The organism is Acinetobacter baumannii (assembly GCF_009759685.1).
In the GTDB taxonomy this organism is placed as follows: Bacteria; Pseudomonadota; Gammaproteobacteria; order Pseudomonadales; family Moraxellaceae; genus Acinetobacter; species Acinetobacter baumannii.
Genome location: NZ_CP046654.1, coordinates 1,308,955 through 1,322,625 on the forward strand (window position 1 = coordinate 1,308,955; position 13,671 = coordinate 1,322,625).

Below are 13,671 nucleotides of genomic sequence, written 5' to 3' on the forward strand. Positions count from 1 at the left end.
TGGCTGAATTGACAGTCTATAGAAAGCAAAAAAGCCTAGAATAAATCTAGGCTTTTAAGTTCAAAATGAATTATTCACCAGGCATTGAACATTCAAAGTTAGCTTTGTCTACAGAACAACGTGCTTTTTTCAATACAGACATCATACCTGCATCGTAAATACCGCGTTTAGTTAAATCCATACGGCCATCACGTAACATTTTTTGATATTTCAGTTTGTCTTCAGCACTTAGGTTCATTTTGTATTTACCTGGAATTTGTGCTTCTAAACGGTTAATCATTGCAAAGCTTTTTGGTAATTGTTTCACGAACCAATCACGAGACTTTTGACCAAAGCCTGCTGGGAATTTATCAGCACGCAATACTAAATCAGCCGTTACATGTAATACTGGGAAGTTCCACATTACACCGTTTGCACCCAAACCTTTGTTCAATTCTAATGGTTTGTAAGCATAAGCAGGCGCACCTACCATATCTACCTGACCATTATTAAATTTAGCAGCAAAGTTTGAAATATCAGAAAGAACTGCCTGAGCACCTACGCGCTGCACCATAATTTTTTGTGCATCGTCATAACCTAACACGGCGAATTTTTTACCAGCAGCTTTTTCAACTGAGTTGATGTTTTTATCACGTACAAAAATGAACGCTGAACCTAACGGAGAGATACCAGCAACTTCGTATTTTTTACCGCCAAGGTTAGTTGTCATTTTTGCAGCATTACGTGCATCTAATACATAAGTAATAGCACGTTGTGCAATTTGGTTATTAGGAACGCCACCAAGCGAGTCGATTGATCCGGCAAATTTGTTATATTGACGAGCACGCATAGCTGTCATTGCTACGGCATCACATTTACCAGCTTTAAAATCATTATCTGCAACAGCCTCGTCCTGACGAGGAACTAAGTTAATTTCAGTACCCCAGCCTTTTGCAGCTAGAGCCCATTCTTCCATCATTTTATATGAGTCGCCTGCTTTTCCTAAGAGGTCGAATACACACACGGTACTCGCTGCTTGCGCTGAAGCAGAAAAACCAACAACAGAAGCGGCAGCCATAGCAAGTACGATTTTTTTCATTTTCTTCATCCTTCCACGGAACAGATTTTTTGTTTGAAGTTTCCTTTCAAACACAGATATTAATCATGTTTTTTAGAAAAAAATAGAGCTTTTACTCAAATATTTTTATCTCATTGAACCATTGTTTGTTCGATTTAAATTATTTATTAAAATGAAAAATCGCTAATTTTCCGTAAGTTATTTTTTATATTCACAATTTTCATACCCATATTCAGCTTTGAAATATCTGTAGGGTTTTTGTGATTAAAAAACAAACTACTCTCCAGTCAGCGTACATTCAAAATTTGTCCGTTCAATGGTGCATCGTGCGCGCTTGAGTACACTCATCATTGTCGCGTCATATACACCTTGTTTTGTTAAGCCAAGGCGACCTTCACGTAATATTTTCTGATATTTCAACTTATCTTCGGCTGAAAAATTTAATTTAATTTTAGGAGGAATCCCGGTTTCTAACCGTTTTACCATTGCGAAGTTCTGTGGCAACTGTTTAATAAACCATTCACGAGACTTCATTCCAAAATTGGCCGGAAACTTATCACTTCTTGCAATTAAATCCCCTGTGACGTTCACCACAGGAAAAGTAAACATAGCTCCATTTGCTCCAATCCCCTTACCAATTTCTAAAGGTTTATAAGCATAAGCAGGTGCAGCAATTGCCTCGACTTGGCCACTATTAAACTTTTTCACAAAATCGGTAATCTCAGAAGGAATAGGCTGGGCACCTACACTTTCAACCATAATTTTCTGGGCTGCGTCATATTGCAAAATAGCAAACTTAGTCCCACGTACTTTCTCAATTGAGTTGAGGTTTCTATCTCTTACAAATAAGTATGCTAGTCCAATCTGGACAATTCCAACCACCTCATAGTTTGTTCCATTTTGTGTGGTTAGCATGCGATGTTTATTACGTTGATCTAAAACGTAACTAATTGCCTTTTGAGCAATAGCATTACTTGTCACGCCCCCAATCGCATCAATCGAGCCTGCAAATTTATTGTAGTTTCGTGCTCGCATTGAAGTCATATAAGCTGCATCGCATTTACCCTCACGCAGCCTACGATCTACCAGAGCTTCATCTTGAAATGGAATTAATGTAATGTCCGCTTGCCAACTTTTTGCCGCAAGAGCCCATTCTTCCATCATTTTGTAGGATTCACCTGATTTACCCAATAAATCGAATACACATACGTTTTGCCCCGCGTGTGTTGTCCCCATAGCACAGCAAATGACTGCACTTACTATCCCCAATCTTTTTTTCATTTGACTTTCCTTAGTCTGGTTTTATTAGTTAGTAGCTCATTTATCAACCAAGTTTTAAATTGTTTTTATTTTAGCCATATTTTTCTAAATGTGGCCTATCTTGCTCAAAATTTGGATATTTTCAGACGAATAGCTTTAATCGGGATCAGTGAAACCATGCAATCTCAGTATTTATAAACTAAAACTCCGAAAGTTTTGTCTTCATGATCAGTTCTCTTTAAAATACAGCATCCCTAACTCACCTCGATAAGACAAGATGATTCAATTTGACCAAGTTTCTTTACGCCGCGGTGGACGTGTTCTATTTCAAAAAGCGTCTATGCAATTACACCCAGGTTGGAAGATTGGTCTGACTGGGGTCAATGGTGCAGGTAAATCAACACTATTTGCAGCATTACTCGGTAGCTTAGGAGCAGATGAAGGCTCGCTTACTCGTCCTTCTGTATGGACTGTGGCGCATATGGCGCAAGAAGTTAAAGCCCTAGACATGCCTGCTATCGACTTTGTCCTTTCTGGTGATGAAGAATATTGGGATATTCAAAATAAACTTGCTCAACCAGAACAATTAACAGACTCGGATTTGGCTAAATTACATGGCCGTTTTGATGAAATTCATGGTTATTCTGCGCCATCTAAAGCAGCTCAGCTGATGGCTGGCTTAGGGTTTCTAGAACATCAATTACGTTTAAACGTTGCTAGTTTTTCTGGTGGATGGCGTATGCGTCTAAATTTGGCGCGTACATTGATGAGTCGTTCTGACTTACTCTTATTGGATGAGCCAACCAACCACTTAGATTTGGATGCAATTTTATGGTTAGAAGATTGGCTCAAAGCTTATGAGGGCACCCTCATTTTAATCTCGCATGACCGAGATTTCTTAGATGCAATTACAGACCATATTCTTCATATTGAGAATCAGGAACTTACTCTTTACACGGGTAACTACTCCACATTTGAGACCACTCGAAGTGAACGTTTAGCACAACAACAACAAGCTTTTGAAAAACAGCAAGAAGCCCGTGCTCATTTACAAAAGTTCATTGATCGCTTTAAGGCTAAAGCCACTAAAGCTCGTCAGGCACAAAGTCGTATTAAGCAACTTGAACGCATGCAGCAACTTGCACCTGCTCATGTAGATACACCGTTTACTTTTAGTTTCCGTGAACCTACCAAAATGAGTTCACCGTTGCTGACCCTAGAAAATGCCAGCATAGGTTATGGCGATAAAAAAATTGCTGAAAAAATTAAACTTCAAATTACGCCAAACTCGCGTATTGGCCTGCTTGGTATGAATGGTGCGGGTAAATCAACATTGATTAAAAGCTTGGTGGGTGATTTACCATTACTGGCAGGTGAACGTAAAGCTTCCGAGCTACTCAACATTGGTTACTTTGCGCAGCACCAAATGGACGCCTTAGATGGTCATGCCAGCCCAATGCTTCAACTCGCCCGGATAGCCGATAAACAAATTAGTGAAGCAACATTACGTTCTTTTTTAGGTAGTTTTGGCTTTAGTGGCGAACGCATGGATACTCCATGTGAAAGCTTCTCTGGGGGTGAGCGCGCTCGTTTGGCCCTCGCACTCATCGTATGGCAGCGCCCAAATGTTTTAATTCTGGATGAACCAACGAACCACTTAGACCTTGATATGCGTCATGCGCTTAGTATGGCCTTACAAGATTTTGAGGGTGCAGTTGTTCTGGTTTCTCACGAACGTCAACTTATTGCCAGCGTTTGTGATGAACTCCTTTTGGTACACGGTGGCAAATGTACCGAGTTTGAAGGTGATTTGCAGGATTATGCTAAATGGCTACGTGAAGCACGCCAGCAACAAATCAATGCTCAGACTGCTGTAGCACAAAATAATTCATCTTCTGCCGCTCCAGCTCCCGCTAAAGTCGATAAAGAAGCACAGCGTAAAGAAGCAGCTCGCCGTCGTGAACAAACTCGACCAATCCGTAAAAATATTGAAAAGGTTGAATCTCAAATTGAAAAGCTTCAGCCACGTCTTGCTGAAATCGAAGAAGCTTTAGCAGATACTTCATTATATGAAGCTAATCGTAAGGACGATTTGCTTAAACTGATGAATGAGCAAACCGAACTCAAAGCTAAGCTTGAACAATATGAAGAGCAACTCTTAGAACTCATGATGGAACTTGAGGAAATGGAAGCCTCATTTGAAAACTAAATATCTTGGCCAGTACTCGTATATTTAAGTATCTGTACTGGCTTTTATTTTTATTAGCTTATAAAAATATGAACGATCTCTAATAAAGTTTCATTCAGCTGTTAAATTTTTGAGATAGATTCAAATTTGATAACATATAAAACTTAAGCTACATCTTAAGGGTTGCCATACACAGATAATTTAACTAAATTCTGTAACTTCGTTTTACCCTTCTTGAGTAGGTATTTAATTCGGGATCAGACAAACTGAATGAATTTTATTGATTTTATTACTAATTTTGAACAATTTTTACCTATTTTGATTCAGGAGTATGGTGCATGGGTTTATGCCATACTCTTTTTGATTATTTTTTCTGAAACCGCTTTTGTGTTTATGTTCTTTTTACCTGGAGATAGCTTACTTTTAACTGTAGGTGCACTGTGCTCGGTGGTTGAACTGATGCATCTTGGTTATATGATTACTCTGCTCACCGTTGCAGCAACATTAGGCTATATCGTCAATTATTCTATTGGTCGCCATTTTGGAAACCGTATTTTTGAAGCAAAATCACGTTTTATTAAAAAAGAATATTTGAATAAAACGAACCGCTATTTCTTGCAACATGGCGGTAAAACTATTCTTTTAGCACGTTTTATACCTTTCGCACGTTCTTTTGCACCCCTCGCTGCCGGCTCAAGCAATATGAGCTATGGAAAATTTTTGATTTACAATGTGGCAGGAGCTATTTTGTGGATCTGCATCCTCTTAACGGCTGGCTACCTATTTGGCCATGCACTCATTCAAGTTACAGATTTTGTAGAGAATTAATATATTTGGTTAAATAAATTTGTATAGCCAAAAATAAAGGGAATGAATCAATCATTCCCTTTATTTGATTTAGATCAAAGTAACTTTATCTAAACTTTTTGTGGTTTTCATTACGAATATTTACCAGATTAATTGCTTCAGTTTTGGCTTGGTCCAATTGTCCCTTATCAACAAAAACTGTAACCCGATCAATTTCAGCAACCAACTGATCTAAACCCGCTTGGTACTCTTTTACCTGTACATTTTCAGGGGGTAAACCTTCCAACTTATGAGGTAAAGATAATTTTGAAGATAATGCTGCCTGACGCATAATCACAAGCTGCTGTTTAGCGTTATCGATATCTTTTGCTTCAGCAAAGGCTTTAGTGCTCTTCGCTAAAGTTTTCATGTCGGCTTCCAAGTCTGCTGCAAATGCAGAATGACTCACTAAAGCCGCACATGAAATCAGCATACTTGCTAGAATTTTTTGACTCATCATCTTCTCTCCCTAGACTGATTTAGAATCTTGCTATCAATTAAGCATCAATATCCGCATTTAATGCATTTTCTTCAATAAAGGCACGACGTGGTTCAACATCATCGCCCATTAAGCATGAGAACATACGATCAGCTTCAATTGCATCATCAATAGTCACCTGTAACATATTACGGTTTTCAGGGTCCATTGTGGTTTCCCAAAGCTGCTCAGCATTCATCTCACCCAGACCTTTATAGCGCTGGATCATCATTCCACGGCGTGAATCTTGCAGAATGTGCTGCCATACCTGATGGAAATTAGCGACTTGAATACGACGATCACCTTTTTGTAAGTATGCGCCATCTTCAATTAACTTGAACCAACTCTTCGAGTTCTTCAATAAACGAGCATATTCCGCAGAATTCAATAAACCTGCGTCAAGTAAGTAAGCATGTGGCAAGTTATGAACATATACAGTTACACGTGGCCAGTAATGCGCAGATTTCTCGCCTTGAGCATTCTCGCGTTCAAATGTTTCAAGCGTAATTTCAGGGCGCAAACTTGGCTGTAGTCTTTGTACAGCTTCACGTACTTGATCTGCCCATTGTTGTACATAAGCTTGATCATGGTTTTGATCTGCTTTAAATGCGTCGACTTCGAGTAATGCATCCAGTAAGCTTGCTGGATAACGTAACGTTAAGCGTTGTAAGCTCTTTTGTGAAACTTGATAGTCTTGAATTACTTTTGCCAGCGCTTCACCTGTAATTGCAGGCGCATCAGCACTAATATGTAAAGCAAGCTCATCAATCGCATTTGAAATCAAGTAAGTTTCTAATGCGTCGTTATCTTTAATATATTGCTCTTGCTTACCTTTTTTGAGCTTATACAAAGGTGGCTGTGCAATATAAATATGACCACGTTCCACCAACTCCGGCATTTGACGGAAGAAGAATGTTAATAACAATGTACGAATGTGCGAACCATCGACATCGGCATCGGTCATAATAATAATTTTATGGTAACGGAGCTTGTCAGGGTTATATTCTTCACGGCCAATACCACAGCCAAGTGCTGTAATTAATGTACCTACTTCCTGACTAGAGATCATTTTGTCAAAGCGCGCACGCTCAACGTTCAGGATCTTACCTTTTAAAGGTAGAATAGCCTGCATTTTACGGTTACGGCCTTGTTTGGCACTACCACCCGCTGAGTCACCCTCGACAAGATACAATTCAGAAAGCGCTGGGTCTTTTTCCTGACAATCAGCCAATTTACCAGGCAAACCTGCAATATCTAATGCACTCTTACGGCGTGTCATTTCACGCGCTTTACGTGCAGCATCACGTGCTCGTGCAGCATCAATAATCTTGCCTGCAATTGATTTTGCAGCTTGTGGATTCTCAAGTAAGTAAGCAGAGAACTCTTTGTTCATTGCTTGCTCTACCGCTGGTTTTACCTCACTTGATACCAATTTTTCTTTTGTCTGAGACGAGAATTTCGGATCAGGAACCTTAACAGAAATAATCGCTGTTAAACCTTCACGCGCATCATCACCAGTCACATTCACTTTTTCTTTCTTGAGAATATTTTCATTTTCAAGATACTGATTTAAGCCACGTGTTAAAGCTGCGCGGAAACCTGCTAAGTGTGTACCACCATCTTTTTGTGGAATGTTATTTGTGAAACAGCGAACATTCTCTTGGTAACTATCGTTCCATTGCAATGCAACTTCTACAGCAATGCCGTTGTCAGCATCGGCTGTGAAATGGAAGATTTCGTTGAGATGGTTTTTACCTTCGTTGATGTATTTTACAAACTCAGATAAGCCGCCTTCATAGTCATACACATGCTCAAGGTTAATACGTTCATCACGTAAAACGATACGTACACCAGCATTCAAGAAAGAAAGCTCACGTAAACGGCGTGCTAGAATTTCAACATTAAAAATGGTTTGACTGAATGTTTCTGCACTTGGCCAAAAACGTACAGTTGTTCCGGTATTATCCGTTTCACCGATCACACGCAATGGATATTGCGGATCGCCATGATGATATTCTTGCTCATGGATTTGACCAGCACGGTAAATCGTTAAATGCAATTTACTTGAAAGTGCGTTAACAACCGAAACACCTACGCCGTGTAAGCCACCTGAAACTTTATAGCTATTATCGTCAAACTTACCGCCTGCGTGCAAAATCGTTAAAATTACTTCTGCAGCAGAAACCCCTTCTTCAGGGTGAATATCGGTCGGAATACCGCGGCCATTATCTGAAACACTGACCGATTCATCTTCGTGAATCGTGACAATAATTTCATCACAGTGGCCAGCTAAAGCTTCGTCGATTGCATTATCGACAACCTCAAACACCATATGGTGTAAACCGGTACCGTCGTCTGTATCCCCAATATACATACCCGGACGTTTACGAACTGCATCTAATCCACGTAATACTTTAATACTAGAGGAATCATAAGCCTTTTCATTGGTTTGTTCTGTTTGAGAGGCTGATTGAGACTCTGAACTCATGGTTTCTCCCTAGCAAATATAGGTTTATTCAAAGATGGGTAACATCAAAAAATTATGGTGCAGCAAGACTAACTTGACCGGATTCAACACTGAATAATTGATATGAAATAGACAGATCATGTAAATGTTTTTTTACCGATGCATGATCTAAAGTTGTCATAAAAACCTGGCTACCAAGTTGGCTTAATCGTTCAATTAAACGTTGTTGTGCGGTTAAGTCTAATTCTGCTGTCAGATCATCTAATAATACCACAGTTTCCTTATTACTCGCATGCAACATTGCAATTTGTGACAGTTTTAAGGCAATAATCAAGAGTTTTTTCTGACCTCTTGATAAAACATCATCAGCATGTCCAAATGGCGTTTTTAAGCGCAAATCTGCCCGATGCGGACCATACTCGGTATAACGCCTCTCGATGTCTTTTTGATGCTGATTCAGCAAGTCTTGCATAAGCCCCTGCTCTGTATGAAAACCTGGGCTATATTCCAGCTCAATCTCCAAATCAGGCAGTAATTGGCTTAAGTCATTTTGGAAATAAACATTCCATTGCTCGACAATACTTAAACGCTGTGAGTGCAAAATCTCGCCATAATCACTCAACATTTTGTTCCACGGTTCTAAATCAGCTAAGGAAAGATTACGCCGTGTTTTGAGTAAGGTATTACGCTGCTTTAGCGCACGAGAGTAATATTGCCACGCAAAATAAAATTCAGGTTCCACGTGGAACATAAGCCAATCTAAAAGTTGTCTTCTTGGCTTGGCACCATGATCAATAATATCCGTACTTTGTGGATCAATATGCTGTAAAGGAAGTAACTTTGCGAGCTGACCTTGAGTCGCAACGGTATCGCCATTCACTTTCATGAGTTGCTCACCAGAAGCGAGTTTTTGCATACCAATTTTTTCAGTTGCTGACTGAGCAAATACAATCGCGTCGTCAGCTTCATATTGAATATAATTTTTGGGTATATGTGTACGGAATGAGCGACCTGTTGCAAGCAAATGGATCGCTTCTAAAATTGATGTTTTACCCGAACCGTTTGCGCCATAAAAGACATTAAACGGTTGCAACCCATGGAGTGCAACCGTTTTTAAATTACGCACACGTTCAATATTTAAGCGCGTAAGATGCATATAGTTAAACCAGATTAAACACGCATCGGCATAACTACATAGGTCTGGTCAGGATGAGCCGGATCTTGAACCAATACAGACTGATTCGCCTCAGTCATGCTCATATTTACATCATCACCATCTAATACACCCAACACATCGAGTAGGTATTGAGCATTAAATGACATTTCTAATGGGGCACTTTGATATTGGATCGCTAAATCTTCAATTGCTTCATCTTGTTCAGGGTTATTTGCACGAAGCTGTAAAGAATCCTGATTGAAGTTTAGGAAAACACCACGCAATTTTTCATTACTTAAAATTGCTACACGTTGTAATGATTGTTTAAATACGTCATGACCAATCAAAACATGTTTATCACCACCACGTGGAATAACACGGCGATAATCAGGGAATTTCCCATCAATCAATTTAGTTGTAAAACGAACTGTAATATCACCTTGTTCTTTATCACGGCTTGGCGTATTAATCGTTACATTTAATAATTCACGTCCAATAAGCAATGTGAGTTGTTCATCTTCAATGCTGAGTAAACGTTGTAATTCACCCACAGCTTTACGAGGCACAATCGCTTGTACCAACTGAGATGAAGTAGAGGAAGCCAAAATTTCACAAAGTGCTAAACGGTGACCATCAGTTGTTACTGCACGCAATTGATTTTCATCAATTTCTAATAAAGTACCAGTGAGGTAAAAACGTACGTCTTGTACAGCCATTGCAAAAGCAGTTTTTTCAAATAAACGCTTTAATTCACGTTGAGTCACCTGTACTTGCGTACCTTGGCTATTCTCAGTGGTTAACAATGGATAATCTTCAGCCGGTAGTGTACCTAGCACAAAACGGCTATTACCAGACTTTAAAATACATCTTTGATCTTCAGTAATTTGTAAATCAATCAATGCAGCTGTAGGCAAAGATTTACAAATTTCCATCAATTTACGAGCAGGAACAGTTGTCTCGCCTGCCTCAAGGCACGCCCCTTCTGATAAAGCGGTGCTCGCTACGAGTTCAACTTCTAAATCGGAACCCGTAATAGTGAGCGCTTGAGCATTAGTCTGAATTTTGACGTTTGAAAGAATATTCAAGGTATGACGACGTTCTACCGCACCGACCACATGCGATAAAACATTGAGTAAACTTTCTTTAGCGATTTTCAAACGCACGATTCATTCCTCTAGCAACTTGGAGCAAACATTTCATTTTTTAGCTGTGTACTATGCTGCACTTACGTAGACTTTGCAACAACGTCTTATTATTTCATTAACTTTGAAGCAAACGTAATAAGTTCTTATAATCTTCATCAAAGATTGGGTCTTCTTCCCGTAAACTGACGACTTTTTCACAAGCATGCATCACTGTACTGTGATCACGCCCACCAAAAGCCATTCCAATTTCAGGAAAACTATCCCCCGTTAATTCACGGGCAAGCCCCATCGCCAACTGACGTGGTCGAGCATAAATTCGGGTACGCTTTGGACCTACCAGCTCTTTTAATGGAATTCGGAAATATTCACTCACTACACGCTGGATATTTTCTACACTAATTGTACGAGCACGGATCGCTAAAACATCTTTTAAAGATTCCCGTACGACATCAAGATCAATTGGAGCACCTTTAAAACGTGAAATTGCGACAACTTTATTCAGTGCACCCTCAAGTTCACGTACGTTCGCTACGACTTGTTGGGCAATAAACAACGCACAGTTTCTAGGTAAATCAACGCCACTATTTTCAGCTTTTTTAAGCAGAATTTCGATTCGAGTTTCAATATCAGGTGGTTCAACACCTACTGATAGCCCCCAGGAAAAACGAGAAACCAAACGAGGATCAAGTTCTGTTAATTCTTTAGGATATCGATCTGACGTTAAAATAATTTGTTTAGATTCATCAAGTAAGGCATTAAATGTATAGAAAAATTCAACAAGACTTGCTTCTTTCCCTGCCAAAAGATGAATATCATCTACTAATAACAAGTCTAAAGAACGACAATTTTTCTTAAACTCTTCAACCTTTCCTTTTTGTAATGAGCTCACAAAATCTTGTACAAAACTTTCTGAAGTCATATACATGACTCTTGCATTCGGCTTCGCTTGCAGTAAGGCATTACCAACTGCTTGCATTAAGTGAGTCTTACCTAGACCTGTCGGGCCATATAAAAACAAAGGGTTATGTTGAGAAGCACCTAACTGTGTTAATACTTTTCTACAGGTTTCTGCTGCCATTTGGTTAGAACGGCCTTCAACAAATAGTGAAAAAGTAAATTGTGGATTTAATAGTTTCTTTTTTGAACTCTTAGAACTAACTGCAGTATTAGCAACAGGTTCCGGTTCTCTTTTAACCTTAGCAGGTTGAGGTATAGGGGCAGTTTGTAAAGCTGCTGTAGTTGTTGCAGGCTGTTCACTAGAGGACAAAATACTACCAGGACGAGAATCTACCAAGATTTCAACCTGACGCACCCGCCCTTCTGACAATTGTTCAGCCAATATAGAAATTAACTCTAAATGATTCTCTTGAATATAACGCGTCCAATAAGGATTAGGAGCATAGAGACGTAGTATCCCCTCTACTTCTTCAGCTACTAAAGGGCGAATCCACATCGCAAAGACGTTATCAGAGAGCTCTTGTCGCAAGCGAGTTAAGCAGTCTGTCCAAAGCATGTGTATCCCCTATGTCTGCGTTTTAAATTCAAATCATTTAAAGATTAACCCTTCCTGATGAGAAGGGGTCGCCATTCTACCCAAGTTATCCACATCTGTCATGACGATTTCGTTTGATTTTGCCTAAAAAGAAATCTCTTGTGAATAAATTTAAATTCAAAATCAATTGTGAATAACTTTTTGCACATCCTGTGGATAAATTATCACATTAACTTATCCACAATCCATAAAGACAATAAAAACAGAGTTATCAACAGTTCAAATATATGTTTTTTAAATTTAAAACTGTGAAATCCACAAGAAAAGTCCACACTAATAAGAATAAATTTAAATTTTAAAATTTGAATTTATTTAATAGGGCTGATCCAAATTGTGGATAACTAAAAAATATGAATTTAAATTCAAATATACCAAATCAAAACCAACTTCACATCAAGGTTTGTTGATAAGTATGTAAATAAGAAGTGTATATCTTAAAAGTCTTAATAAAAATAAACAATTACTTTGTGCATAACTTTTAAATAAGAAAAATAGGCTAAATATAAAGAGAAGATAAAAAGTTAAAAATTTGACTTAAATACAAAACTTTCACGGTTTTTCATTGACAGCGTAAACATTGCACAATAAAATCGCGGACCTTTATAGAAAGATCATTTTTGGGAGTTTCGATATGAAACGTACTTTCCAACCATCTGAATTAAAGCGTAAACGCGTTCATGGTTTCCGTGCTCGTATGGCAACTAAAGCTGGTCGTCAAGTATTAGCTCGTCGTCGTGCAAAAGGTCGTCATAGCTTAACTGTTTAATACTGTTACGCTGACCAGACTTGGGTGTGATGGCACTTTACAGTTTTAGCACAGATCTTCGTATACGCTGTGCTGCAGATTATAAAAGTGTATTTGATGGTGCGCTTTTTAAAGTGCATCAACCCCATTTTTTATTTCTTGCAAAATTAACCGAACAGCCTAACAGCCGTTTGGGTATTGTTGTTGCTAAGAAAAAAGTGCGTCGTGCGCATGAAAGAAATCGAATAAAACGTCTTGCTCGTGAGAGCTTTCGTCTACATCAGCCGAAATTTGGGTCAGACATAGATGTTGTTGTGATGCCTAAAGTTGGTATAGAAACGATTACGAATGCTGAGCTATATCAACAATTAGATTTTGCTTGGCAAAAATTACAACGCTTAGCGAAAAAACATTTTAAAGTTGTCCCAACCTCGCAGAATTAAGAGATGACCAATGGTTCGTATTTTGCGTTGGTTCATTCGACTGTATCAAATTGCGATTAGTCCGCTTCTTGGACCCCGTTGTCGTTATATCCCAACTTGTTCCCAATATGCGCTAGAAGCATTACAAACTCATGGTGCAATCAAAGGCGTTTGGTTATCTTCTAAACGTATTTGTCGTTGTCATCCGTGGGGAGGCTCTGGATACGATCCGGTACCGCCTAAAGCAATTCGTTTTATTTCGTTTCATCAAATAGATTCTCAAACGCATCATGTTGCTGTACCCTTTCGTGATCGTTTAATGAAGCAAAATCTCTCTAACCATTTGGGGTAATAG

Annotated in this window: 12 protein-coding genes; 5 read left to right on the plus strand and 7 right to left on the minus strand. The window is 39.0% G+C overall.

Features of this window, described 5'->3' with window-relative positions:
- Positions 1-70 precede the first annotated feature (70 nt).
- Together GO593_RS06180 and GO593_RS06185 are read right to left on the minus strand one after the other, a co-directional pair.
- Entirely contained in the window at positions 71-1,078 is a 1,008-nt protein-coding gene (locus GO593_RS06180; protein ID WP_000724999.1) for a putative solute-binding protein, read from the minus strand.
- A 255-nt stretch (positions 1,079-1,333) separates the two neighbouring features.
- Complete coding sequence (locus GO593_RS06185) at positions 1,334-2,338, minus strand: putative solute-binding protein (RefSeq protein ID WP_000746542.1); 1,005 nt, start codon at positions 2,336-2,338, stop codon at positions 1,334-1,336.
- A 256-nt stretch (positions 2,339-2,594) separates the two neighbouring features.
- On the opposite strand from GO593_RS06185, the gene abc-f reads away from it, so the two are divergent.
- On the plus strand, positions 2,595-4,526 hold the full coding sequence (gene abc-f / locus GO593_RS06190) for a ribosomal protection-like ABC-F family protein (protein ID WP_000613973.1): 1,932 nt from the start codon (positions 2,595-2,597) through the stop codon (positions 4,524-4,526).
- Positions 4,527-4,775: 249 nt separating this feature from the next.
- Positions 4,776-5,333, plus strand: a complete 558-nt coding sequence (locus GO593_RS06195) for a VTT domain-containing protein (protein WP_001009202.1) — start codon at positions 4,776-4,778, stop codon at positions 5,331-5,333.
- An 85-nt stretch (positions 5,334-5,418) separates the two neighbouring features.
- Here GO593_RS06195 and cybC read toward each other — a convergent pair whose 3' ends face one another.
- The 5 genes from cybC to dnaA all read right to left on the minus strand — a co-directional run bounded on the left by cybC (position 5,419) and on the right by dnaA (position 12,110).
- A complete protein-coding gene (gene cybC / locus GO593_RS06200; RefSeq protein ID WP_000987632.1) occupies positions 5,419-5,811 on the minus strand; it encodes a cytochrome b562 in 393 nt (130 codons plus the stop codon).
- A 37-nt stretch (positions 5,812-5,848) separates the two neighbouring features.
- A complete protein-coding gene (gyrB, locus tag GO593_RS06205) occupies positions 5,849-8,317 on the minus strand; it encodes a DNA topoisomerase (ATP-hydrolyzing) subunit B (RefSeq protein ID WP_000093729.1) in 2,469 nt (822 codons plus the stop codon).
- A 52-nt stretch (positions 8,318-8,369) separates the two neighbouring features.
- Entirely contained in the window at positions 8,370-9,452 is a 1,083-nt protein-coding gene (gene recF, locus GO593_RS06210; protein WP_000550807.1) for a DNA replication/repair protein RecF, read from the minus strand.
- Between the two features lie 14 nt (positions 9,453-9,466).
- Positions 9,467-10,615 carry a DNA polymerase III subunit beta gene (gene dnaN / locus GO593_RS06215; protein WP_001237350.1) on the minus strand — a complete coding sequence of 383 codons (1,149 nt, stop codon included), beginning with the start codon at positions 10,613-10,615 and terminating at the stop codon, positions 9,467-9,469.
- 97 nt (positions 10,616-10,712) lie between these two features.
- Positions 10,713-12,110, minus strand: a complete 1,398-nt coding sequence (gene dnaA / locus GO593_RS06220; protein ID WP_000964768.1) for a chromosomal replication initiator protein DnaA — start codon at positions 12,108-12,110, stop codon at positions 10,713-10,715.
- A gap of 670 nt (positions 12,111-12,780) precedes the next feature.
- Between dnaA and rpmH the strand changes: the two genes are divergently transcribed.
- The 3 genes from rpmH to yidD are packed head-to-tail and all read left to right on the plus strand — an operon-like array spanning position 12,781 to position 13,668.
- A complete protein-coding gene (gene rpmH, locus GO593_RS06225; protein ID WP_000831329.1) occupies positions 12,781-12,915 on the plus strand; it encodes a 50S ribosomal protein L34 in 135 nt (44 codons plus the stop codon).
- Between the two features lie 29 nt (positions 12,916-12,944).
- Entirely contained in the window at positions 12,945-13,337 is a 393-nt protein-coding gene (gene rnpA / locus GO593_RS06230; protein WP_001240375.1) for a ribonuclease P protein component, read from the plus strand.
- Between the two features lie 10 nt (positions 13,338-13,347).
- A complete protein-coding gene (yidD, locus tag GO593_RS06235; RefSeq protein ID WP_000251652.1) occupies positions 13,348-13,668 on the plus strand; it encodes a membrane protein insertion efficiency factor YidD in 321 nt (106 codons plus the stop codon).
- Positions 13,669-13,671 lie beyond the last annotated feature (3 nt).